The organism is Bradyrhizobium elkanii USDA 76, from assembly GCF_023278185.1.
Classification (GTDB): domain Bacteria; phylum Pseudomonadota; class Alphaproteobacteria; order Rhizobiales; family Xanthobacteraceae; genus Bradyrhizobium; species Bradyrhizobium elkanii.
The window spans coordinates 5,649,899-5,673,969 of the sequence record NZ_CP066356.1; the positions used below are offsets into that span (position 1 = coordinate 5,649,899).

Sequence of the window (24,071 nt, forward strand, 5' to 3'; positions counted from 1 at the left end):
CTCATCAGGATTTTGTCACGACCTTCCTGGGGCTAGAGACAGCGCCGTCCGCATGTATTTTAAGCGGGCGGCGTTGGGCTGTCAGGCAGAGCTCGTTCCCCGCTCGCGATCGCCAGAGAGCACCTGGACGGCAGCGCCGGCCCGCGGGTTACCGCTACTCCGCCGCCTGGCGCACGTGGCGCGCGGTCGGCGTCCGCATCGTCACCAGCTCTTCGGAGGCGGTCGGATGCAGCGCGATGGTGGCGTCGAAATCGGCCTTGGTCGCCTTCATCTTGACGGCGATCGCGACGGCCTGGGTGATTTCGGCGGCGCCATCACCGACGATATGGCAGCCGAGCACGCGGTCGCTCGCGCCGTCGACCACGAGCTTCATCAGCACGCGGGTGTCGCGGCCGGACATCGTCGCCTTGATCGGGCGGAAATCGGTCTTGTAGATGTCGACGTGGCTGAACTGCGCCCGCGCCTCTTCCTCCGTCAGACCAACGGTGCCGACCTCCGGCTGCGAGAACACCGCGGTCGGGATTGTGGCGTGGTCGACCTGGACCGGGCGCTTGCCGAACACGGTGTCGGCGAAGGCATGGCCCTCACGGATGGCAACCGGGGTCAGATTGGTGCGGTGGGTGACGTCGCCGACCGCGTAGATGTTGTCGACCGAGGTCTTCGACCAGCCGTCGACCTGGATGCCGCCATTGGCGGGATTGATGGCGACGCCCGCGGTCTCCAGTCCGAGACCCCGGACATTGGGATGCCGGCCGATCGCGAACATCACCTGGTCGGAGGCGATGCTCGAACCATCAGACAAATGGGTGGTGAAGTCACGGCCGTGCTTGTCGATCTTCGCCACCGTGCGGCCGGTGATGATGGTGATGCCGCGCTTCTCCATCTCGGCGCGGACATGCTTGCGCACGTCCTCGTCGAAGCCGCGCAGGATGTTGTCGCCGCGATAGATCACCGTGACGTCGGAGCCGAAGCCGGCGAAGATGCCGGCGAACTCCAGCGCGATGTAGCCGCCGCCCTGGATCACGATCCGCTTCGGCAGCTCCTTGAGGTGAAACGCCTCGTTGGAGGAGATCACGTGCTCGATGCCGGGCACGATCGGCCCGTGATTGGGCGCGCCGCCGGTGGCGATCAGGATGTACTTCGCCGTCACCTTCTCGCCGGTGGCGAGTCTGATGGTGTGGGTATCCTCCAGCACCGCGCGGGTCTTCACGATCCGTGCGCCCGACTTCTCGACATTGCTGGTGTAGGCGCCCTCGAGCCGGGCGATCTCCTTGTCCTTGTTGGCGACCAGCGTCGTCCAGTCGAACGAGACCTGCCCGATGCTCCAGCCGAAGCCGACCGCGTCCTCGATCTCGTCGTGGACGTGGCTGCCGATCACGAACAGTTTCTTCGGCACGCAGCCGCGGATCACGCAGGTGCCGCCCATCCGGTACTCTTCGGCGACCATGACCTTCGCGCCGTAGCCGGCGGCGATGCGGGCGGCACGAACGCCGCCCGAACCACCACCGATGACAAACAGGTCGACGTCAAACTCGGCCATTCTTGCACCCAACCTTGGCAACCACGCCGGAAATCGGCTCTTGCAACTGGTTCCCCTGATCCTGAGGAGCCCGCGAAGCGGGCGTCTCGAAGGATGGAGGCCACAGAGGGGCCTCATGGTTCGAGACGCGCTCCGCGCTCCTCACCATGAGGGTCCAATAGCGCCGCGCGCTCAGATATCCTTGCCGCGCTTCTTCATCTCGGCCTTGAACTGGGCGTTGACGATCACGCCAAACTGCTGCGCCCACTGCTGCATATATTGCAGCGAATCGTTGATTGCCTTGGGCTCGGAGGTCAAAAGCTTCTGACCGAGCGGCGTCTTGTAGAAGATCACGAGATCCTTGAGCTCCTGCTCGGTGAACTCGGCGGCGTAGAGCTGCGCCATGCCCTCGCCGATTTCCTTCTCGCTGCCAGCCAGATTCTTGGCGACGACCAGCGCAACCTCGTTGAGATCCTTCTGGTAGTTCAGGTACTGCTGCAGCAGACCGGTCTTGGTCTTCTCGATGATTCCCGGAACGGCGCCTGCATACATCACCGCGACGTTCTTCATCGTCAGGATTTCCTTGGCGTATCCGATCGCCGCGGGGGTCGACTGCTTGACGTCCTTGGGCATGGCGGGCAACTGCGGCTGCTGCGCCATCGCCGGTGCGAGCGCCAGTCCAGCCGCCAGGGCCGCAGCCGACAAAAGTCCCGAAAAACGCTTCATTCCAAGTCTCCTTGCTTGCGGCCTCATGGCCGTTCAACAACCCGAATTCCCTGCGCGCCGGCCAGCACGGCGACGCTGCCAAGCCCAATGAACAGGCCGTGTTCGACCACGCCTGGAATCACGCTGAGCAGACCGGCAAGACGCGGCGGATCGCCGATCCGGCCGAGATGGGCATCGACGATCCAGTGGCCGCCATCGGTGACAAAAACGTGACCGTCCTTGCCCTTCCGGATCAGCATTTCGCCGGACACGCCGGCCTTAGCGAATGCCCGCGCCATCGCGGCCTGCGTTGCAGCCAGCCCGAACGGGATCACCTCGACCGGCAGCGGGAAGCGGCCGAGCACGTCGACCCATTTGCTGTCGTCGGCGATCACGATCATGCGATCACTGGCGGCCGCGACGATTTTCTCGCGCAGCAGCGCACCGCCGCCGCCCTTGATCAGGTTGAGCGCCGGGTCGATCTCGTCGGCGCCGTCGATGGTGAGGTCGAGATGGTCGATCTCGTCCAGCGTGGTCAGCGGAACGCCGCAGCGGATCGCATCCGCGCGGGTCGCTTCCGAGGTCGGCACGCCGATCACCTTCATGCCCGCACGGACCTTCTCGCCGAGCAGCTCGACGAAGTGCTTGGCGGTCGATCCGGTGCCGAGCCCGAGCTTCATGCCGTCGCGCACCTCTTCGAGCGCGCGCGCCGCCGCCTGGCGTTTCAGTGCGTCCATGTCCACGTGCCGACAACCCCTCGGTTGGTCCGTTACGGGCCGCCATCGGGTGGCCCGGCGGGCGCATATCTAGCGTCGTTTTGCAGGCAGGAATAGCGGCAAGCGGACCAGTCTTTAGGCCGAAACGGCGTCCATCGCGGCCAAAATCGCCGAAAAGCGCTCCTCGACCTCAGCCCGCATCCCGGGGTGGGTGAAAATGTACAACTGGTCGTCGCGGATCGCGGCCAGCACCTGCCCCGCAACCGACGCCGGATCGAGACCGGCCTCCAGGCGGCGCGCGATCTCGGCGACGACAGCGGCCATCGGGCTTGCCGGATCGAGCTGACGGGCCGGGCCGTACTGCTCGCCGCGGTTGCGCCCGCTCTCGCCGATCCGGGTCCGCACAAAGCTCGGACAGAGCACGCTGACGCCGATCCCGAGCGGCCTCAGCTGCATGGCGAGCCCTTCGGACAGGCTGACGACGGCGAACTTGGTCGCCGAATACGGGCTCAAGCCAAGCCCGCTTCTTATCCCGGCCATCGATGCCGTGTTGACGATATGACCGCCCTCGCCGTGCTGGCGGATGTGCGGCAGGAAGCTCCTGATGCCGTGCACGACGCCCATCAGATTGACGTCGATCACCCAGCGCCAGTCGTCGATCGAGATCGGGTCAATGCCGCCGCCGGCTGCGACGCCGGCATTGTTGCAGAGGACATGAACCCTGCCGAAGGCGCGGAACGATGCCTCTGCCGCGCGATCGACGCTCAAGGGATCGGCAACGTCGCAGACCACGCCATGGACATCCGCGCCGCCGGCGCGCAGCGCATCGACGGCCTTGTCCAGCGGACCGGTTTCGATGTCGGCGAGCATCACCTTCATGCCCTCGCGGGCGAAGGCGGTTGCCATCGCAAGTCCGATTCCGCTGGCCGCGCCGGTGACAAAAGCGGCTTTTCCAGCAAGTTCCCGCATCTCAGCCTCCCTTGTTTCATGACGTGCCCACATCTACTCTTGCATCGCAGCGCCCGGCCCGATAGCCAAAAGCATCATGTCCGCGTCCTCTCCCCCCATCGTTGTGTTCGATCTCGACGGCACGCTGGTCGACACCGCGCCAGATCTGATCAGCGCGCTGAACTACGTGCTCGACCGGGAGGGCCTGCGGCCGGTGCCGCTCGCCGCCGCCCGCAACATGATCGGCGCCGGCGCGCGCAAGCTGCTCGAACGCGGGCTCGAGGTGGAGGGCCGCGCGGTCAGCTTCGGCGACCTCGACCGCTTGACCAAGGATTTCGTCGACTATTATGCCGAGCACATCGCCGACGGCTCGCGCCCGTTCGACGGGCTCGAAGCCGCGCTCGATCGGCTGGCGGCCAAAGGCCATCTTCTTGCGGTGTGCACCAACAAGCTGGAGTGGCTGTCGAAGCTGCTGCTCGACCGGCTCGGACTGACCCCGCGCTTTGCCGCGATCTGCGGCGCCGACACCTTCGGCATCGCTAAGCCCGATCCGACGTTCCTGCGCGAGACGGTGGTCCGCGCCGGCGGCCGGCTGCCCGGCGCCATCATGGTCGGCGATGCAGGCCCCGATGTCGGGGTGGCACGGCGCGCCCAGGTCCCGGTGATCGGCGTCGATTTTGGCTATACCGACGTCCCGATGACTGAGCTGAAGCCGGACCGGCTGATCAGCCATATGCGCGATCTGCCGGACGCCGTCGGCAGCCTGAGCGCGGCATAGACTTTCCGCAACACACTGATATCGCTTGGCAATACTTAGCCATGCGATTCCGCCATTAACCATCCTTTAACGAGCAGGCCCCCCACTGTTGCGCCTCTGTTCCGACGCACCTATGGTCCGCTCCGGGGATTGTGGCTGATTGCCGCAGTAGAGTGTGGATCATGCGTCGTATCATCGTAATTGCGGCCGCCGGGCTGAGCCTGGCCGGCTGCTCCTCCTTCTCATTGGATTCGTTCAAGTCGGCGCCGCCGCCGATGCCGGTGCAGCTGGATTCGAACCCGCCGGGCGCCGACGCCGTGACCTCGCTCGGACCGGGCTGCAAGACGCCCTGCACCGTGTCGATCCCGGCGCCGGAGACCAACTTCTCCGTCACCTTCAACATGCCGAAGTTCCAGCCGGCGACCGTGCCGGTCACCGTGACCCGCGTTCCCGGCGACTTCACCACGCCGGCCACCACCACGCTGGATCCGAGTCCGGTGTTCGCCGAGTTGCAGCCGGCCGGCCCGCCGCCGCGTGCGGCGAAGAAGCCGGTGCGGAAGAAGAAGCCGAAGCCGGCTGCCGCTGCGGCGCCTGCCGCCGCTCCGGACTCCGCGTTCCCCGCCCCGAGCGCGGCTGCGCCGGCGCCGGCCGCCGCTCCGTCGCGCTAGCGCGGGCGGCTGCACCGGATTTGCACCGCACAAAAGTCCGGTCCAAAGCCGGGTTTTTGTATTTGGCCGAGACACATCCGCGATTGCGATCATGCATCGCGCGATATGCCTCGCCTATCGCTTTGCATGTTGCGGATCATCCATACGATCATCCCTTGGGACGCATTGTGACAACGCGCCAACATGCATAGATTGCGGATGCCGGAGCCGATCACGGCGCGGCAGGCAGGGAACAGATTGCAAGGCCCGAACTGAATGAACGGATCCACGCAAGCGCATTCCGACACGCTGTTTCGTCCGATGACCGATCCGTTCGGCCGGACCATCCGTTATTTGCGCGTCTCCGTCACCGACCGCTGCGACCTGCGCTGCTTCTATTGCATGTCGGAAGACATGACCTTCCTGCCGAAGGCCGATCTCCTGACGCTGGAAGAGCTCGACCGGCTCTGCTCGGCCTTCGTCGCCAAGGGCGTGCGCAAGATCCGCCTCACCGGCGGCGAGCCGCTGGTCCGCCGCAACGTGATGGGCCTGGTCCGCTCGCTGTCGCGCCATCTGACCACGGGCGCACTCGACGAATTGACGCTGACCACCAACGGCTCGCAGCTGGCGCGCTTCGCTCAGGAGCTGGCCGATTGCGGCGTGCGCCGCGTCAACGTCTCGCTCGACACGCTCGACCCCGTAAAATTCCGGGCCATCACCCGCTGGGGCGACATCGACAAGGTGTTGTCGGGCATCGAGGCGGCGCGGTCGGCGGGACTCGCGGTCAAGATCAACGCGGTCGCGCTGAAGAACATGAACGAGGACGAGATTCCCGCGCTGATGGAATGGGCGCACGGCAAGGGCATGGGCCTCACCTTGATCGAGGTGATGCCGATGGGCGATATCGGCGAAGGCCGGATCGATCAGTACGTGCCGCTGTCCTTGATGCGCGCACGGCTCGAGAAGCACTACACGCTGACCGATCTTTCCGACGACACCGGCGGCCCCGCCCGCTACGTCCGGGTCGCCGAGACCGGCGGCAAGCTCGGCTTCATCACGCCGATGACCCATAATTTCTGCGAATCCTGCAACCGGGTGCGGATCACCTGCACAGGGACGCTGCACACCTGCCTCGGCCACGAGGACGCCTCCGACCTGCGCCGGCCGCTGCGCGCCTCCGCCGACAACGACTTGCTGGCGGCGGCCATCGACCGGGCCATCGGACTGAAGCCGAAGGGGCACGATTTCATCATCGACCGCCGCCACAACCGTCCGAGCGTCAGCCGCCACATGAGCGTGACCGGCGGCTAAGCCGCCGCCCGAGCCGCAGGTGCGGCGAAATCCCCTTCAATATCAACAAACTTCCAATTGACGGCGGGATTTCCCGCTGGTTTGGTGCGTCAGCTTCATGCTAGCTCGGCTGGATAAGCCGCTGCGCCTCCCGGGCGCCGTCAAGACTGCTGGGGCCCACGTGGGGAGGACTGACGTTGCAATCGCTCTTGAAATTGAGCCGTGGAATTGACGCGTTCACGCGCTGGACAGGCAAGCGTCTGGCGTGGCTGATCCTGCTCGCCGTGATCATCTCGGCCATCAACGCGATCGTCCGCAAGACCTTCGACGTATCTTCAAATTCCTGGCTCGAGCTGCAGTGGGTGCTTTTCAGCATCGTCTTTCTGCTGTGCTCGCCGTGGACCCTGCTCGACAATGAGCACATCCGGATCGACATCGTGAACAACCTGCTGCCAAAGCGCGTGCGTGACGTGATCGATGTGATCGGACATGCATTCTTTCTGCTCCCGCTGTGCGTCGTCATGATCATCACGGGCGGGCCCTTCTTCTGGCGCTCCTATCAAATCAACGAGCAGTCGGGCAATGCCGGCGGACTGCCGCAATGGCCCGCGAAATCGCTGATCATCATCGCCTTCTCATTTCTTTTCGTTCAAGGCATTTCCGAATTGATCAAGCGCATCGCGGTCATGCGCGGACTCATATCCGATCCGCACGCGTCCCAGGTGACGGCCATCGAAGCCGAGGTCGAGCACCTCGTCGAGGCGATCGAAAAGCACTGATCGTCGGTCGCGATCGCAGGGGGAGACTGGATGACTGCGTTTCTTATTGAGAATATGGCGCCAATCATGTTCGCGTCGCTGGTGGTCATGCTGCTGCTTGGCTATCCCGCGGCGTTTTCGCTCGGCGCCGTCGGCCTGATCTATGCCATCGTCGGCATTCAGCTCGGGGAATTCCGGCCGGACTTCCTGCAAGCGCTGCCGGAACGCGTCTACGGCGTGATGAACAACGATACGCTGCTTGCGATTCCGTTCTTTACATTCATGGGCCTCGTGCTGGAGCGATCCGGCATGGCGGAGGATTTGCTCGACACGATCGGGCAATTGTTCGGAACCATCCGCGGCGGCCTCGCCTATGCGGTCGTTTTCGTTGGCGCGCTGCTGGCGGCGACCACCGGCGTGGTTGCGGCTTCCGTGATCTCGATGGGCCTGATCTCGCTCCCGATCATGCTGCGCTACGGCTACGACCGCCGTATGGCCACCGGTATCATTGCGGCGTCAGGCACGCTGGCGCAGATCATTCCGCCATCGCTGGTGCTGATCGTGATGGCCGACCAGCTCGGCAAGTCGGTCGGCGACATGTATGAGGGAGCGTTCATTCCCGGACTGGTGCTGGCCGGGCTCTATGCCGGCTATGCCTTTCTGGTCACTCTGATCTTTCCGAAGGCGGCCCCGGGGCTGCCGGCTGATGCGATCGGCTTTCGCGAGAAGAGCGGCGGCCGCGGACTTTGGTCGCTGGGCGCCCTGTTCCTTGCAAGCTGCGCGTTCGGCTGGTTCATGATGCGCAATTCCGACACGCACGGCGCCGATTTCGTCGTACTCAGCATGTTCTTCGGCATCCTGTTTGCGTTCTTCGTCGCGGTCGTGAACTGGATCATCGACAGACTCACCGGCTTCCGCTTCCTGTCCGCGATGGCGCAGCAGACCACCTTCGTGATGGTGCCCCCGCTGTTCCTGATCTTCCTCGTGCTCGGCACGATCTTCATCGGCATCGCCACCCCGACCGAGGGCGGCGCGATGGGTGCAGCAGGTGCGCTGATCCTCGGTGCATTCAAGCGCCGGCTGAGCTGGGATTTGGTCCGCCAGGCCGTGGAATCGACCGCGAAACTTTCGGCTTTCGTCGTCTTCATCCTGGTCGGCGCACGCGTCTTCTCGCTGACCTTCTATGGCGTGAACGGCCATGTCTGGGTCGAGCATCTCCTGACCTCGCTGCCCGGCGGACAAGTCGGCTTCCTGATCTTCGTCAACGTCTTCGTGTTCGTGCTGGCCTTCTTCCTCGATTTCTTCGAGCTGGCCTTCATCGTGATCCCGCTGCTCGGGCCGGCTGCGGAAAAGCTCGGCATCGATCTGATATGGTTCGGCGTCATCCTCGGCGTCAACATGCAGACCTCCTTCATGCACCCGCCGTTCGGTTTCGCGCTATTCTATCTTCGCTCGGTGGCGCCAAAGGATTCCTACCTCGATCGCGTGACCGGCAAGCGCATGGAGCCGGTCACGACCGGCCAGATCTATTGGGGCGCAGTGCCGTTTGTCGTGATCCAGGTCATCATGGTCCTGCTTGTCATCCTGTTCCCCGCGATGGTCATGCACTACAAGGGCGCCGCATCCACCATTGATCCGAACTCGGTCAAGATCGAGGTGCCGCAGATCGACCTGCCGCCGCTGGACTTTGGACAGCCGAAGAACTGAGCGGTCGAGCCCGGCCGGTTCTTGACGAGAAACCGGCCGGGCCAACCGCAAGTCCAGGGGAGCTCGATGCTGGTCGCTGCAATCGTCGCAATTTTCGTGATCGCCTACGCCGCGATTGCCCTCGAACATCCGATCGGGATCAACAAGTCGGCGTCGGCACTGCTCGGCGCAGGGCTGATGTGGACTGCTTATGCGGTCTGGAGCGGCGACACTGCCTTGATCGATAGGCAGCTCAGCGAGTCGGTCTCCTCCACCGCGCAGATCGTCTTCTTCCTGATTGGCGCCATGACGATCGTCGAGGTCATCGATGCCCATAATGGGTTCGAGGTCATCACGTCGCTGATCAACACGAGGAAGCAGGCCACCCTGATGTGGCTGGTCGGTTTCGTGACATTCTTTCTCAGCTCCGTGCTGGATAATCTGACGACCACGATCGTCATGATCTCGCTGATGCGGAAGCTGCTCGATCGCCAGGGCGACCGCCTGTTCTTCGCTGCAATGATCGTCATCGCCGCCAATGCGGGCGGAGCCTGGTCGGCAATCGGCGACGTCACGACCACGATGCTGTGGATTGGTGGTCAGATCACCCCGATTGCGATCGTAAAGGGTGTGTTCCTCGCCTCCCTTATCAACCTTGTTGTGCCGCTGCTTGTCGTCAGCGCGTGGCTACGAGGGAAAATCGTGGAGGCACCGCAGAGACAAACCCGGGCCGTCTCAACCAGCGTGTTCGAGCGCAATGTGACCTTCTTTCTCGGCCTCGGCATCCTGATCGCCGTCCCGGCGTTCAAGGCGGTCACCCATCTGCCCCCCTTCATGGGAATCCTGTTTGGTCTCGGCGTGCTCTGGACGGTCGGTGAACTGATCCATCGCCGCAAGGAAGAGGACGAAAAGAAGCGCCTGACGCTGGTTCACGCCCTGACCAGGATCGACATGAGCTCGATCGTCTTCTTTATCGGGATTTTGCTGGCGGTGGCCGCGCTCGAGCACACGCATGTTCTGGAAATGCTGGCTAAATGGCTGGACGCCACCTTCGGCCGTCTCGACGTGATCGTGGTGCTGCTCGGCCTACTCAGTGCAGTCATCGACAACGTTCCGCTGGTGGCCGCTTCGATGGGCATGTACAGCCTGAACCAGTATCCTCCCGACAGCTTCCTGTGGGAGTTCGTTGCCTACTGCGCCGGCACCGGCGGCTCGATTCTGATCATCGGTTCGGCCTCCGGCGTCGCCGCGATGGGCCTCGAGAAGATCGAGTTCTTCTGGTACGTCCGCCGCGTCAGCGGGCTCGCGCTTTTGGGATATTTCGGCGGCGTCGCCGCCTACATTGTTCAATATTGGCTGCTTCACTGATTGGGTCGAGTTTCTCGGCAAAAACCGGGGAACTCCGAAGCGGTAACGGCACGCAAGGCTGCGCGGCCCTGCTCGTCACGCGGACGCCGCCGGCTCTTGCCTCGCGAGGCGGAAGCTCAGCGTGAACTGGGCGCCGCCGGACGGCAGGTTCTCCACCCTCACCGTCGCATCGTGATCCTCGACGACGCCGCGCACGATCGAAAGCCCGAGCCCCGCGCCATCGGTGCGCTGGCGATCGCTGCGCCAGAAGCGCTGGAAGATCAGGCCCTGCTCGGCGGGCGCAATCCCCGGCCCGCAGTCGCGCACCTGCACCGAACCGTTGTCGTGCACCTCGACATCGACCGAGGTCCTCTCGGCGGTGTACTTGATGGCGTTCTCCGCCAGATTGAAGATCGCCCGCTGCAGCATCTCGGCATTGCCCCTGACATACACCGGACGGTCGGTGCCGCGCAGCGCGATATCCTTCTGCTGGGCCAGCGCGTAGGGCGCGATCGAGCCGACCACCTCGGCGCACACCGCGCGCAAATCCGCGGTCTCGCCGGGATCCAGCACCAGCGTGTCGAGCTCGGCGATCTCGAGCAGCTGGCTGACGATGCGGCTCATGCTTTCGATGTCGGCATGCAGCTCCCTGGTCCCCTTGGCCGCATCGAGCGTCTCGATCCGGGTCCTGAGGATCGCAAGCGGCGTGCGCAGCTGATGCGCGGCATCGGCCGTGAACTGGCGCTGTACGTGAAAGCCTTCCTCAAGGCGATCGAACGCCTGGTTGACGGCCGTCACCAGCGGCAGGATCTCGCTCGGAATCCCCTCCGTCGGAAGGCGGATATCGGTCCTTGCCGGCCCGATGCTCCTCGCCTCCTCCGAGGCCCGCAACAGCGGAATCACCGCGCGGCGGAAGATCAGGATGTCGGTGGCAAGCAGGATCAGAAGGATCGGGATGGTAATCCAGCCGACCCGCCGGAAGAAATTGGAGACGATGTCGTCGATGATGACGTCGCGATGCGACAGGTCCTCGGCGACCAGGATGCGCAGCGTCTGGCCGCCGAGCAGCCTGGTGACGCTGGCACCGGAGATCCGGTTGGCCAAGGCCGGCAGTCGCGGCGCCTCGCGATGCGACGAGAACAGCAGATGATCGTCGGCATCGTAGATGTCGTAGCGGTAGCGGCCATAGGCGTCGGAATAGAGTCCCCTCAGGCTGTCCGGCAGGTTGAGCTGCACCTTGCCCGCGGCATCGACCGAGAGGTTCTGGCCGAGATCGGCGGCCTGGTCGCGCATCGCTTCGCGATGCAGCTGATTGATCTCCGAATTCAACAGCCACAGCAGCAGCAGCGGCAGGAAGATCGCCGCGACCGCGACCGCCACGATGTGCAGGAACACGATCCGCGACGTCAGCGACTTGAAGCGGAACACGCCTACTTCTCCTCCGCCATCAGATAACCGACGCCCCGAATGGTGTGGATGATGACCTTGGCGCGGTGCTCGGCGAGCAGCTTGCGCAGCCGCGACACGTAGACCTCGACCGCGTTCGAGGCGACCTCGCCGGACAGGCCGAAGATGTGGTCTTCGACATTCTTCTTCGGCACCACCCGCCCCTGCCGCCGCAGCAGGATCTCCAGCACCGACGTTTCGCGCGCGGAGAACACGTGCGGAGCGCCGTCGACGAACACCTGCTTGCTCTCGGTATCGTAGACCAGATTGGCGAGCTTCAGCGAGGAGCCGAGCAGCTGGCCGGGCCGGCGCAGGATGGCTTCGAGCCGCGCCACCAGTTCTTCCAGCGCGAACGGCTTAGCCAGATAGTCGTCCGCGCCGCTGCGCAGGCCGCTGACCCGATCCTGCACGCCGCCCCGCGCGGTCAGCACCAGAACCGGCAGCGGATCGGTCTTGCGGCGAAGCTCCGACAACACCGACAGGCCATCGCCGTCGGGCAGACCGAGATCGAGGATCATGGCGGCATAGCTGACGCTGCGCAGCGCATCGCGCGCCTCGGCAACACTGTGGACGACATCGGACTCATATCCTGCCGCCATCAGCCCGCTGGCGAGCAGCCGCGAGAGCTCGACATTGTCCTCGACGATCAGAAGGCGCATCGCAGCAATCCTGTCTTTGTTCAATGGTCTTCCGTTTGCACACCCGTCGCGACGTACCAGGCGCGAGGCGCAATCGTGCGGCCGATGCGCCGTGCAAACGATACACAGATCGCTACGAAAACGTGATCACGATATGCAAAAGCCCCGGGATTCGGTCCCGGAGCTTTGCATCTCGAGAGCGGGCTGCGGCGCTCAGATCTGCGCGTGGCGTGCCATGAAATTGTCGTAGCCGACTTCCGCGACCTGGAACCACTGATAGCCGTTGCTGGCGAAGCTGTTGAGCGACTCGTAGACCTTCTTGAAGTCCGCGTTGGTCGCGGAGACCTCGTTGTGCAGTTCCTTTGCCGCCTTGAACGACGCCTCCATCACTGGAGCCGGGAAGGCATGCAGCTTGGCACCTGCTGCAAGCAGCCGCTTGAGAGCCGGCGGATTCGTCTGGTCGTACTTCGCCATCATCCAGTTGTTGGCGTAGTGACCGGCCTGTTCGAGAACGGACTGATAATACTTCGGCAGCGCATTCCATTTGTCGAGATTGACGAACGACAGCAGCATGGGACCGCCCTCCCACCAACCCGGATAGTAATAGTGCGGAGCGACCTTGACGAATCCCAGCCGTTCATCGTCGTAGGGTCCGACCCATTCCGCCGCATCGATGGTGCCCTTCTCGAGCGCCGGATAGATGTCGCCGCCGGCGATCTGCTGCGGCACCGCGCCCAGTTTCTGCATCACGCGCCCGGCAAAGCCGCCAATGCGGAATTTGAGACCCTTCAGGTCGTCGACGCTGGCGATCTCCTTGCGGAACCAGCCGCCCATCTGACACCCGGTGTTGCCTGCAAGCAGAGAAACCACATTGTACTTTTTGTAGAATGTATTGAGCATGTCTCTGCCGCCGCCAAGCATGTACCAGGCTTGGTTGATGCGCATGTTCGGGCCGAACGGCACCGCCGAGCCGAAGGTGAATGTCGGGTCCTTGCCGAAGTAGTAGTACGATGCCGTGTGTCCGATCTCGACGGTGCCGTTCTGTACGGCATCAAGCACTTGTAGTCCGGGGACGATCTCGCCCGCGGCGAAGGTCTGGATCTGGAATTTGTTGTCGGTGGCCTCGCCGACCATCTTGGCCATCACCTCAGCGCCGCCGTACAGCGTATCGAGCGATTTCGGCCAACTCGTGGGCATTCGCCATTTGAGCTCCGGCATCGACTGCGCGATCGCCGGCGCCGCAATCGTCGCCGCGCCGGCGACCCCCAAACCCGTGACTTTGATAAAATCTCTTCGCTTCATTTTTGATTCCTACCCTCTTGTGGTTGTGTTCACCCGAGCGGCGACGTTGTGATCGTCTTTATGCTCCACCTTCTTGCCACGACCCGGTCGTGGATCTTGCCTTCGTTGCGAGGCTTGGTGCGAGCATGGAACATCCGCTTCCCGAACACCAGACGCAAAAAGCCCGGCCTTCTGGCGAAGACCGGGCGACTTAAGTCGAAGCTTTCGGAGGGCTTCGGTCTCAAAACCGAAGCCCTCGATGCTCATGATCAAGCGTTCTCTTCACGCGAACGCTCGCCTGAAGACGTCATGTCTTGATCAGCCGCGGGTGCGCGAGCGGATCATAAAGCTGTCGAAGGTATATTCGGCAACCTGCCACCACAGATATTGGTCGGAGCGATAGGCCTGCATGGCCTCGACGGATTTCTTGAAATCGGCATTCTTGGCCGAGATTTCGCCCCACAGCTCGTTGGTCGCCTTGAGGCAGGCCTCGAGCACTTCGTTGGTGAACGGACGCAGCTGCGTGCCGCCCGCAACCAGCCGCTTCAGAGCCGTCGGGTTCTGCATGTCGTAGCGCGCCTGCATCCAGCTATTGGCGTTGGCACATGCATTGGTCAGGATGGCCTGGTAGCCTTTGGGGAGCGCATTCCACTTCTCGAGATTGGCGAAAGCGTGGACCGTGGGGCCGCCTTCCCAGAAGCCCGGATAGTAATAGTACTTCGCGACCTTGGCGAAGCCGAGCTTCTCGTCGTCATACGGGCCGACCCACTCGGCGGCATCAATAGTGCCCTTCTCGAGCGCCGGATAGATGTCGCCGCCGGCGAGCTGCTGCGGCACCACGCCGACCTTCTGCAGCACCTGGCCGGCAATGCCGCCGATGCGCATCTTCAGGCCCGACATGTCGGCGACGGTCTTGATCTCCTTGCGGAACCAGCCGCCCATCTGGGTGCCGGTGTTGCCGGTCGGGAAACCGATCACGCCGAACTTCTTGAAGAACTCGTTGCCGAGTTCCTGGCCGCCGCCCTGGTACCACCAGGAGTTCTGCATGCGGGCGTTGAGCCCGAACGGCACCGACGCATAGATCGCGAAGGTCGGATCCTTGCCGACATAGTAGTACGAGACCGTGTGGCACATCTCGACAGTACCGTTCGACGTCGCGTCCAAGGCCTGCAAGCCAGGCGCGAGTTCGCCAGCCGCGAACACCTGGATCTGGAACTTGTTGTCGGTCATTTCGGCGACGTACTTCGACACCTGCTCGGCGCCGCCATAGATGGTGTCCAGCGACTTCGGGAAGCTCGAGGTCAGGCGCCACTTGATTTCAGGCGAGGACTGCGCGATCGCCGGCGCAGCAACCGCCGTCGCGGCAGCACCGGCCGCAGAAACTTTCAAAAAATCACGACGCTTCATCGTAAGACTTCTCCTTCAGGGGCGTTTCCCAGTGACCGCAAGCAGTTCTCCGGCAGGCGCGTGAAGGCCTGCCGAGGCGCTCTGGGTCGGCCCTTTAACACGGAAGGCGGCGTCACGGAAACGCGACAATGGCATGACCGCGCCAATTAAACGAAAGTCTGATGAGCCTGGAAATCAGCCGGAAAATGCACCTTCAGGCAGCGACGATGACGCCTGGCAGGTGGCCGCGGAGCCTGCCGCCAACCGCGCGGTAAATCGCCGCGTGCAGGCCGTCCGGTCCGCTCTCGACCACCGGGTTACAGGAACAATCAGCGCCGCGTCGTGTCCCGCGCCTTCTTGGCTTGATCAGCCAAATACCGCCCGCGCCGGATCCAGCTTTGCGCGGTTGTCTTGCTGACGCCGTACGTCTTGGCGATCACCTCGGCAGCCTCGCCGATCGAGTCGGACTTCTTGGCCATGTTGAATGCCAACCGGGAGGCCTCTGCGCGCTTCTCCCGCGTCAGATGTTTGCGGTGCTGCTTGTTTGCTTCGCGTGATGCTGCCATGTCGATGGTCGCCTCACGGCCCCTTCCCGCAGTTTTGGCTTCACCCGTGGCCGCCTTCCACTGATCGAAGGGTGGTACGATTCGGCCACTCCTGCATAAACATACAGGCCGGAACCGATTCAGCAATCGTCCAAAGGCACCAAAGGCCACTGGCCTGTGAAGAAGGCTCGCCGGGCTTCCCGACGCTTCGAGGCCAATCGAGCCAGCGAGACAGCAGCGCAGGCTCAGGCTGCCGCGATGACGCCTTGCAGCTGCTCGCGGACCTTGCCGCCGATCGCGCGGTAGATCGCCGCGTGCGGGCCGTCCGGTTCGCTCTCGACCACCGGGTTGCCGGAATCGGAGGCGGTGCGGATCGCGATGTGCAGGGGGATTTCGCCGAGGAACGGCACCCCCAGCTTCTCGGCCTCGTGGCGGGCGCCGCCATGGCCGAAGATATCCGAGCGGGTGCCGCAATGCGGGCACTGGAAATAGCTCATGTTCTCGACGATGCCGAGCACCGGCACATTGACCTTCTTGAACATCGCAAGCCCGCGCCGGGCGTCGATCAGCGAGAGGTCCTGCGGGGTCGAGATGATGACGGCGCCCTTGAGCGGGACGTTCTGCGCCAGCGTGAGCTGGGCATCGCCGGTGCCGGGCGGCATGTCGACCACGAGCACGTCGAGCGTGCCCCAGGCGACGTCGCGCAGCATCTGGGTGATCGCCGACATCACCATCGGCCCGCGCCAGATCATCGCGGTGTCCTCCTCGACCAGGAAGCCGATCGACATGATCGACAGGCCGAAGCGCTGCAGCGGGACCATCTTCTTGTCGTCATTGAGCTGCGGCTTCTCGCGGATGCCGGTCAGCCGCGGCACCGACGGGCCGTAGATGTCGGCGTCGAGCAGCCCGACGCGCAGGCCGAGGTCGCGCAGGCCGAGCGCGAGGTTGAGCGCCGTGGTCGACTTGCCGACGCCGCCCTTGCCGGACGCAACGGCGATGACGGCGGAGATGCCGGGGATTTCGGCCTGCCGGGCCATCGGCGATTGCCCGCCGGGCGGATGCGCATGGCGATGGGCGGACGCCGGCGGGACGCCGCCGGCCGGCCGTGGCGCCGGCGCCGCACCGCCCGCCTTGCGCTCGGCGGTCAGTGCGATCATCGCGACGCTGACGCCGGGAATGGCGCGCACGGCGTTCTCGGCCTGCGCACGCACGCTCTCCCACGCGCGGGCCTCCGCGGCATCGACGTTGATCGAGAAGAACACCTTGCCGTCGGTGACCGTGATCGCCGACAGCACATTGGCGTTGGTCAAGGCCGTGCCGCGTGGCGACATCACCCTGGCGAGGCAATCGAGAACCTGTTGCTGCGTCACGCTCACCGCGCATCTCCTGGAAAGTTCAAGAGACCGACCCATAGAGCGTTGCAGCGCAAAAGGCTACCTCGCTCCGACGTCGTCCCGCCGCTCGGCCGGCGCAGCCGAGCCGCCTTCCTTGGCGGCCTCGTAGTTCAGCTCGATCATGACCCCGTTGGGGTCGTTGACGAAGATCTGCCAGAGATCGCCGCCGGGAACCTGGCGCGAGTCGAATTCCATGCCCTTGGACTGAAGCCGCTGCCTCATCCCATCGAAGCCCTGGCTGGCAAAGGCGACGTGATGGACGACGCCTGAGTCAGGCTTTTGTGCCTCGTCGGTCGCCGAAATATCGACCAGATGCACGACCGCCTTGCCCTCGCTGTACATCCACGCACCGGGGAACGCGAAGTTCGGCCGCGCGCCCTTTTCCAGGCCCAGAATGTCCTCATAGAACCGCACCGTGGCGGAGAGATTCCGGGTCCGGATATTGAAATGATCGAGCACACCGACGCTCATGCCCATGTGAGACACTCCCTTTTTTGTGAAGTTCGTTGGTGGGCAGATCCTAGCACAAAACCGCCTTCTGCCATCCCACCAAGGCCGTTGCCCTCCGCTGCACAGGGGGTATGGTGCGGCTCCTTCCATGGACGGAATGCCCTGCCCGCCGCGAATTTGCCGGCAGGCGAAGGGCGGTCACCACGGCAAATCACAAGGTAACAGATATGGCTAAAGTCGCTTTTCTCGGTCTCGGCGTGATGGGTTTCCCGATGGCGGGGCACCTCGTGAAAAAAGGCGGCCATGAGGTCACCGTTTACAACCGGACCGCGGCGAAGGCGAAGGAATGGGCCGACAAGTTCGGCGGCAAGACGGCGCCGACCCCGAAGGCCGCCGCCGAGGGCCAGGACTTCGTGATGTGCTGCGTCGGCAATGACAACGACCTGCGTTCGGTCACGATCGGCCCCGACGGCGCCTTCGCCGGGGTCAGGAAGGGCGCGACCTTCGTCGACCACACCACCGCCTCCGCCGAGGTCGCCCGCGAGCTCGATGCTGCCGCGACCAAGGCCGGCTTCAAGTTCGTCGACGGGCCGGTGTCGGGCGGCCAGGCCGGCGCCGAGAACGGCGTGCTGACGGTGATGTGCGGCGGCAGCGAAGACGCCTATGCCGGCGCCGAGCCGATCATCACCGGCGCCTATGCGCGGATGTGCAAATTGCTCGGACCGGCAGGCGCCGGCCAGCTCACCAAGATGGTCAACCAGATCTGCATCGCCGGTCTCGTGCAGGGCCTCTCCGAAGGCATTCACTTCGCCAAGAAGAGCGGCCTCGACGTCGCCGCCGTGATCGAGACCATCTCCAAGGGCGCGGCGCAGTCCTGGCAGATGGAAAACCGCTACAAGACCATGAACGAGGGCAAGTACGATTTCGGCTTCGCGGTCGAATGGATGCGCAAGGACCTCTCGATCGCGCTGGCGGAAGCCCGCCGCAACGGCGCCACCCTGCCCGCCACCGCGCTGGTCGATCAGTTCTATGCCGAGGTCGAGAAGATGGGCGGCAAGCGCTGGGATACGTCGAGCCTGCTGGCCCGTCTGCAGCGCTAACGCTTGCTCGCCTACGGCCATGGTGACCCGCGCCCGCGGGTCACCTGCCATGCAGCGTCGCCTCGCAAAGGAGAATCCCCCTTTGAAGGTCGCGCTGCCAAAATATCAAAAACAACCCCATGCAAAGGAGCTGGCCGGCCGCCGGCATTCGATTTGTCAACTTGACATGTCGGGCAAATCAGGGGCACACTTCCATTATTCCGAAATTGTGTGGACGCCCTCAATTGCGGCGACAGTGCACGCCACTCAAGAGATTCAGTTCTTCAGTTTGTTCATCAGATCGAGCCCTCGATATCTGAAGAATTAGCTGCGTGTCGTCTGGCGCTCTGGCGTTGAAATCTGTCTCCACCCTTAACCTTGTCTCTCCTGGTTACCTCGGAGCCGGAAATGGATTCGGTCGTCGCCGTGGCTCTCCTCGGGCCGACCGCGCAGCGCCCCGCGCAAAAGTTAATTTAACCCCCCGTTAACGCCTTTCTTTAGCTCTTTAAGGTAACGCTTAATGAATTAGCGTCACAGATAGACAATGCAAAAAGCCCGCGCGGTTCGCGGGCAGGATTTGTGTTGTTGATGAGTAATCCCGCAGAAAAGCCTGAAGTTGTAGCGCTTCCGGCAGGACCTCAGGTGACGGTGCCGGTGAACAGCCGGCGCGTCGCCGCGCAGCGGGTGCGCGAGGCGCGGGATCGGTTAACGTCAACCAGTGGAACCCGCCCGGCGTTCGACGCCGAACTGCTCCGCCAATACGCCCAGACCCGGATGTCGGCGTCCTACGTCGTGATGTTGCTCGTGGTGGCAACCGGCGTGCTGTTTGGCCTCTGGATGAAGCCGATCGTGGCCGGCGCCTGGACGGTCGGCATCCTCTGCGTCCATCTCGCCATCATCCGCAGTTGTTCCCGCTTCCTCGCCGAACCCACCTCGGTCGCGGTCACCCGCAAATGGCGGACGCGCTTCGTGCTGCTCGACCTGCTGTACGGCCTGTGCTGGACCGCAATCCTGATCCACCCCGCCGGGCGCGATCTCGCCTCCAACACGCTGATGATGTTCCTGATGCTGCTGGTGATCGCGGTCTCCAGCATGCTGGCCGCGAGCCTGCCGATCGCAGCCCTTGCGGCGACAGTTCCGGTGACGGTCGGGATCGCGCTCGACCTCGTGCTCAACGGCGCATTCGACAATTACGTGCTGGCGCTGCTCGCGCTGGCCGCCGAAGGTTATTTCGCTCTGCTCGCGCACCGCCTGCATTCGACCACGCTGGCGACGCTGGAGGCGCGCGCCGAAAAGGACGCGCTGATCGGCGAACTGGAGCAGGCCAAGGCGATCTCCGACGAGGCGCGCCACCGTGCCGAATCCGCCAACGTCGCCAAGTCGCGCTTCCTGGCCCAGATGAGCCACGAGCTGCGCACGCCGCTCAACGCCATCCTCGGCTTCTCCGAGGTGATGAAGAGCGAGATCTTCGGCGCGCATACCGTGCCGGTCTACAAGGAATATTCCGCCGACATCCATAATTCCGGCGTGCACCTGCTCAATCTCATCAACGAGATCCTCGATCTGTCGCGGATCGAGGCCGGCCGCTACGAGCTGAACGAAGAGGCCGTGGCGCTGGTGCATGTCGTCGCCGATTGCCACCATCTGTTGAAGCTGCGCGCCTCCAGCCGCGGCATCACCATCCACGAGGTGTTCGAGCACGGCATGCCCAGGATCTGGGGCGACGAGCGCGCCATCCGCCAGGTCGTGCTCAACCTGCTCTCCAACGCGATCAAGTTCACCCCGCAGGGCGGCGAGATCTGGCTGAAGGTCGGCTGGACCGCGTCGGGCGGGCAATATCTGAGCGTCAAGGACACCGGCAGCGGCATCGCCGAGGACGAGATCCCGGTCGTGCTGGCCTCCTTCGGCCAGGGCTCCAACTCGATCAAGTCGGCGGAACAGGGCGCGGGCCTTGGCCTGCCGATCGCGAAAAGCCTGATCGACATGCATGGCGGCACCTTCACACTGAAATCGAAGCTGCGCATCGGCACCGAGGTGATCGTCACCTTGCCGCCGGAACGGGTGATGAGCGCGCTGGCGCCGATGACTGAAGAAGCGCCGCCGATGCAGCCGCCGGAGCCCGTCGAGCCCGCGATGGGCGCTGACCGGAAACGCGTGCGCCGCAAATCGATCATGAGTGCCGGCACCGGATTGTAGAGCATGTCGCGGAAGATCGTGACGCGGTTATCGCCAGAGCCCCTTCCGTTCCGATGGATTCGGAACGGGGCTCCAGACTTTGGTTCTTTACGCGAACCGGTCTCCACTTCGCTCGAAAACGCTTTGGCAATAAACCCAAGGCGTTCGCGCCAGGACCATGCTCGCGACAAAAAGCCGAGGCGTGATGCAGCATCCCACGTCAGCCGGCTTGCACCGGCCGCCGAAACCGTTCAACACTTGAACAATGAGCTCAGAGACGCCGTGTATCGCAGTCTGCATGATGGACCCCAGGACGAAGCTCTGCTTCGGCTGTGGCCGCACGCTTCCGGAGATCGCGCGCTGGCACAAGATGGACCGCACGGAGCGGCTGTCGGTGATGGCGACGCTGCCGGCGCGCATGGCCGAGGCCGGGCTCGAGCGCATGGAGCCGCGTCCGAAGCGCGCGTGATCGGCGTTGCGGCGGGAGTTGCGCCGTGACCCGTATCCTCCTCGTCATCGTGCTGCTGATGGCAACCGCCGGCGCCGTCGTCGCCTATGGCGACCCCGAGCAGATCGCCCGCGCCAGGGAAAATCTCACCCAGATCTTCGGCCGCAGCATCACCGCCTCAGCCTCCACCCCCAGCTCCGCCCCTGCGGTGCAGATTGCGCGCGGCCAGGGCGGCGAGTTCGCGTTCCGCGCCAAGATCAACGGCGTCAGCGCCCCGATGGTGATCGACACCGGCGCGACCTCGGTCGTGCTGACCTGGGAAACCGCGAAAGCGATCGGGCTGCCGATCGATATGCTCGAATACAATGTCGACCTCGAGACCGCCGGCGGTCACACCAAGGCGGCGCGGCTGACGCTCGATCGGCTCGCGGTCGGCAAGCTGGTCGAGAAATCGGTGCCGGCGCTGGTGGTGCAGCGCGGGCAGATGAAGACCAACCTGCTCGGCATGAGCTTCCTCGACCGGCTCGAGAGCTGGGGCGTCCGCGCCGACACGCTGAGCCTGACCGGCTACCCCGACGTCACCGGCAGTATCAACACCTCGAGCCGCCATCGGCGTCCGCGCACGGCGGTCGATTAGCGCGACGGCCCCCACCCACCGCTATCGGTCGTCGTCGTGGATCGACGACGGGTGCCGGCACAGCGGCGTGACCTGGATCTCCATGAACGGAAACAGCGGCAGGCTGGACAGGATGTCGTGCAATTCCTGCGCGCCAGACACGTCGAAGATGCTGACATTGGCGTAGCGCCCCGCCACCCGCCACAGGTGGCGCCAGGCCCCCGTGCGCTGCAGCTCCATGGCGCGGACCCGTTCCGCCGCCTTCAGCGCGTCGACCTTCTCGACCGGGAGATCGTGCGGAATCCGCACATCCATTTCGACGTGGAACAGCATGATGACGAACTCTCTCAGCAATGGGGTGAAACGGCGTGGAGCCGCCGCAAGATCGCGGCGGCTCCATTGATCGGTCTATCAGATGCTCAGCCTTGTCGTCAGCCTTGCACCAGACCGCGGCTGACGAGGTTGATGTCGTCGGGGTTGACGAGGTCCTTCGCCGTCCAACCGGAGACGTCGTAGTCGCTCATGCAATTGCGGACGAAATCCTGCATGGCACCGAGGTCGCCGGTGGCGCTCGCGGCCATCAGCGTCTCGACGCGCAGGTTCTCGTAATTGCCCGCATAGTTGCGCTCGTAGAGCTCATGCCGGCCGCCGAACTCCGAGCCGACCGCGTCCCACAGCAGCTTCAGCAGCTTGATCCGGTCGATCGCGGCATAACCGTTGGAGCCGCGCACGAAGCGGTCGAGATAGGGCCGGATGGCCTCGCTTTCCAGATCGGCCGAACTCGACGGCAGATAGATCAGGCCGCTCGCGACATGACGCTCGATCAATTCCTTGATCCGCGGATAGGCCATCGGCGCGAACACGCGATAGGCCAGCCCGTAGTTCAGGTTCGGCAGGTTGTAGCCATCGGTCCCCTGCCAGGCGATCGGCGACTTCACCATCGCGTCGGCAATGCCGTGGAACAGATTGCGCCAGGCAATCACCTCGCCCACCGCCGTCTGCACGCCGCGAAAATCCTTCGACCCGGTCGCCTCGACCGCCATCGAGAACAGGCCGGCGATGAAGTCGAGCTTGACGGCAAGCCGCGTCACGCCGTGCAGCGTGAACCGCGGGATGAAGCCCGACGCCGGAAAGAACTGGTTGATCTTGTCGACGTCGCCATAGATGAAGACGTTCTCCCAGGGCACCAGCACCTTGTCGAACACGAGAATCGAGTCGTTCTCATCGAAGCGGCTGGACAGCGGATAGTCGAACGGCGAGCCGGTCGCGGCCGCGGTGAATTCGTAGGACGAGCGGGCAATCAGCTTGATGCCCTTGGCATCCATCGGCGCCGTGAAGATCAGCGCGAACGACTTGTCCTTGATCGGGATACCGTAATGCGCGATGAAGTTGTAATGCGTCAGCGCCGAGCCGGTTGCGACCACCTTCGCGCCGGACACGATCAGGCCGGCGTCGGTTTCCTTCTCGACATGCATGAAGACGTCGCGCACCTCCTCGATGGCGCGGTCGCGATCGATCGGCGGATTGACGATGGCATGATTCCAGAAGTCCAGACGCTCCTGGGTCCGGGCATACCACTTTTTCGCATTGCCGGCGTAGTCGCCATAGAAGCTCGAATTCGCCCCCAGCGTGCCGAGGAACGACGCCTTGTAGTCCGGCGAGCGGCCCATCCAGCCGAAAGAAACCTTCTGCAATTCGGCGATCGCATCGCGGCCCTTGACGAGGTCGTCGGCCGTTTTCGAGCCGAGGAAGAACGGATGGGTCAGCTGTCCAGAGCCGGTGTCGGTCAGGACGCCGATCTGATCCTTCTTCTCGTGGAAGCGGTCGTACCAGCGCGCCACCATCCGCGCCGAATTGCGAAAGGCGGGATGCTGGGTGACGTTCTTGACGCGCTCGCCGTAGATGTAGATTTCCCGGCCGTCCTGGATGCTGTCCAGGAATTCCGCACCGGTATAGACGCTGGTGGTTGACGCAGGCATGTCGGCCCGCAGGGCTGCCGCAGTAGTCATGGGTTTCTCCTCCGCTGGTGTCGTGGACCGGTGGCGTTGCCACACCGGCCCTAAGACCATCTCGTCACGCTCTTGGACGGCGTGACATCGGAGGAAACGCTACGCGCTCACCCGGAGCGGGCGAAAGGTATCACACCATACCGCGCGGACCGGCCCGGCTCGGGCTATGACTCGATGGCACGGACCGGACGGCAAGGATCGTCCGGCCGACGCGACGCCGCAGCTGACGCA

The 24,071-nt window shown here is 63.9% G+C and carries 23 protein-coding genes; 10 read left to right on the top strand and 13 right to left on the bottom strand.

Annotation, left to right across the window (positions count from 1 at the left end; all coding sequences use genetic code 11):
* Nucleotides 1-154 precede the first annotated feature (154 nt).
* From gor to JEY66_RS27530, 4 genes are all read right to left on the bottom strand, one after another.
* Nucleotides 155-1,540, bottom strand: a complete 1,386-nt coding sequence (gene gor / locus JEY66_RS27515) for a glutathione-disulfide reductase (protein ID WP_018271067.1) — start codon at nucleotides 1,538-1,540, stop codon at nucleotides 155-157.
* Nucleotides 1,541-1,711: 171 nt separating this feature from the next.
* A complete protein-coding gene (locus JEY66_RS27520) occupies nucleotides 1,712-2,245 on the bottom strand; it encodes a DUF2059 domain-containing protein (protein WP_016848262.1) in 534 nt (177 codons plus the stop codon).
* A gap of 23 nt (nucleotides 2,246-2,268) precedes the next feature.
* Nucleotides 2,269-2,961, bottom strand: coding sequence for a ribose-5-phosphate isomerase RpiA (gene rpiA / locus JEY66_RS27525; protein ID WP_018271065.1), 693 nt, complete (start codon nucleotides 2,959-2,961; stop codon nucleotides 2,269-2,271).
* 114 nt (nucleotides 2,962-3,075) lie between these two features.
* Nucleotides 3,076-3,909: an SDR family NAD(P)-dependent oxidoreductase gene (locus JEY66_RS27530; RefSeq protein ID WP_018271064.1), complete on the bottom strand. Its 834-nt coding sequence runs from the start codon at nucleotides 3,907-3,909 to the stop codon at nucleotides 3,076-3,078.
* 76 nt (nucleotides 3,910-3,985) lie between these two features.
* Between JEY66_RS27530 and JEY66_RS27535 the strand changes: the two genes are divergently transcribed.
* The 6 genes from JEY66_RS27535 to nhaD all read left to right on the top strand — a co-directional run bounded on the left by JEY66_RS27535 (nucleotide 3,986) and on the right by nhaD (nucleotide 10,394).
* Complete coding sequence (locus JEY66_RS27535; RefSeq protein ID WP_041482638.1) at nucleotides 3,986-4,666, top strand: HAD hydrolase-like protein; 681 nt, start codon at nucleotides 3,986-3,988, stop codon at nucleotides 4,664-4,666.
* 161 nt (nucleotides 4,667-4,827) lie between these two features.
* On the top strand, nucleotides 4,828-5,313 hold the full coding sequence (locus JEY66_RS27540; protein WP_018271062.1) for a PEGA domain-containing protein: 486 nt from the start codon (nucleotides 4,828-4,830) through the stop codon (nucleotides 5,311-5,313).
* 255 nt (nucleotides 5,314-5,568) lie between these two features.
* Nucleotides 5,569-6,603: a GTP 3',8-cyclase MoaA gene (moaA, locus tag JEY66_RS27545; RefSeq protein WP_016844402.1), complete on the top strand. Its 1,035-nt coding sequence runs from the start codon at nucleotides 5,569-5,571 to the stop codon at nucleotides 6,601-6,603.
* Between the two features lie 176 nt (nucleotides 6,604-6,779).
* Entirely contained in the window at nucleotides 6,780-7,361 is a 582-nt protein-coding gene (locus JEY66_RS27550) for a TRAP transporter small permease subunit (protein WP_026192626.1), read from the top strand.
* A gap of 30 nt (nucleotides 7,362-7,391) precedes the next feature.
* On the top strand, nucleotides 7,392-9,047 hold the full coding sequence (locus tag JEY66_RS27555; RefSeq protein WP_026192625.1) for a TRAP transporter large permease: 1,656 nt from the start codon (nucleotides 7,392-7,394) through the stop codon (nucleotides 9,045-9,047).
* Between the two features lie 69 nt (nucleotides 9,048-9,116).
* A complete protein-coding gene (gene nhaD, locus JEY66_RS27560) occupies nucleotides 9,117-10,394 on the top strand; it encodes a sodium:proton antiporter NhaD (protein ID WP_026192624.1) in 1,278 nt (425 codons plus the stop codon).
* A 75-nt stretch (nucleotides 10,395-10,469) separates the two neighbouring features.
* On the opposite strand, the gene JEY66_RS27565 is transcribed toward nhaD, so the two are convergent.
* The 7 genes from JEY66_RS27565 to JEY66_RS27595 form a co-directional block, all read right to left on the bottom strand.
* Complete coding sequence (locus JEY66_RS27565) at nucleotides 10,470-11,801, bottom strand: sensor histidine kinase (RefSeq protein WP_016844389.1); 1,332 nt, start codon at nucleotides 11,799-11,801, stop codon at nucleotides 10,470-10,472.
* 2 nt (nucleotides 11,802-11,803) lie between these two features.
* Nucleotides 11,804-12,478 (bottom strand): response regulator transcription factor, encoded by a 675-nt coding sequence (locus JEY66_RS27570; protein ID WP_018271059.1) that lies wholly within the window; start codon nucleotides 12,476-12,478, stop codon nucleotides 11,804-11,806.
* Nucleotides 12,479-12,670: 192 nt separating this feature from the next.
* Entirely contained in the window at nucleotides 12,671-13,759 is a 1,089-nt protein-coding gene (locus JEY66_RS27575) for a TRAP transporter substrate-binding protein (protein WP_026192623.1), read from the bottom strand.
* A 297-nt stretch (nucleotides 13,760-14,056) separates the two neighbouring features.
* Nucleotides 14,057-15,145, bottom strand: coding sequence for a TRAP transporter substrate-binding protein (locus tag JEY66_RS27580; RefSeq protein ID WP_026192622.1), 1,089 nt, complete (start codon nucleotides 15,143-15,145; stop codon nucleotides 14,057-14,059).
* Between the two features lie 308 nt (nucleotides 15,146-15,453).
* The gene (locus JEY66_RS27585) at nucleotides 15,454-15,690 is read right to left on the bottom strand and encodes a hypothetical protein (protein WP_016844383.1); all 237 of its coding nucleotides are present in this window, start codon (nucleotides 15,688-15,690) and stop codon (nucleotides 15,454-15,456) included.
* 224 nt (nucleotides 15,691-15,914) lie between these two features.
* Entirely contained in the window at nucleotides 15,915-17,045 is a 1,131-nt protein-coding gene (locus JEY66_RS27590) for an Mrp/NBP35 family ATP-binding protein (RefSeq protein ID WP_026192621.1), read from the bottom strand.
* A 57-nt stretch (nucleotides 17,046-17,102) separates the two neighbouring features.
* Complete coding sequence (locus tag JEY66_RS27595; RefSeq protein ID WP_016843272.1) at nucleotides 17,103-17,540, bottom strand: VOC family protein; 438 nt, start codon at nucleotides 17,538-17,540, stop codon at nucleotides 17,103-17,105.
* A gap of 200 nt (nucleotides 17,541-17,740) precedes the next feature.
* Between JEY66_RS27595 and JEY66_RS27600 the strand changes: the two genes are divergently transcribed.
* The 4 genes from JEY66_RS27600 to JEY66_RS27615 all read left to right on the top strand — a co-directional run bounded on the left by JEY66_RS27600 (nucleotide 17,741) and on the right by JEY66_RS27615 (nucleotide 21,852).
* Nucleotides 17,741-18,613, top strand: coding sequence for an NAD(P)-dependent oxidoreductase (locus JEY66_RS27600; protein ID WP_026192620.1), 873 nt, complete (start codon nucleotides 17,741-17,743; stop codon nucleotides 18,611-18,613).
* Nucleotides 18,614-19,180: 567 nt separating this feature from the next.
* Nucleotides 19,181-20,788 carry a sensor histidine kinase gene (locus JEY66_RS27605; RefSeq protein WP_026192619.1) on the top strand — a complete coding sequence of 536 codons (1,608 nt, stop codon included), beginning with the start codon at nucleotides 19,181-19,183 and terminating at the stop codon, nucleotides 20,786-20,788.
* Between the two features lie 244 nt (nucleotides 20,789-21,032).
* Nucleotides 21,033-21,236, top strand: coding sequence for a DUF1289 domain-containing protein (locus tag JEY66_RS27610; RefSeq protein WP_026192618.1), 204 nt, complete (start codon nucleotides 21,033-21,035; stop codon nucleotides 21,234-21,236).
* A gap of 25 nt (nucleotides 21,237-21,261) precedes the next feature.
* The gene (locus JEY66_RS27615; protein ID WP_018271055.1) at nucleotides 21,262-21,852 is read left to right on the top strand and encodes a TIGR02281 family clan AA aspartic protease; all 591 of its coding nucleotides are present in this window, start codon (nucleotides 21,262-21,264) and stop codon (nucleotides 21,850-21,852) included.
* Between the two features lie 21 nt (nucleotides 21,853-21,873).
* Here JEY66_RS27615 and catC read toward each other — a convergent pair whose 3' ends face one another.
* The gene (catC, locus tag JEY66_RS27620) at nucleotides 21,874-22,164 is read right to left on the bottom strand and encodes a muconolactone Delta-isomerase (protein WP_026192617.1); all 291 of its coding nucleotides are present in this window, start codon (nucleotides 22,162-22,164) and stop codon (nucleotides 21,874-21,876) included.
* A gap of 98 nt (nucleotides 22,165-22,262) precedes the next feature.
* Nucleotides 22,263-23,840: a 4-hydroxyphenylacetate 3-hydroxylase N-terminal domain-containing protein gene (locus tag JEY66_RS27625; protein ID WP_026192616.1), complete on the bottom strand. Its 1,578-nt coding sequence runs from the start codon at nucleotides 23,838-23,840 to the stop codon at nucleotides 22,263-22,265.
* Between the last annotated feature and the right edge of the window lie 231 nt (nucleotides 23,841-24,071).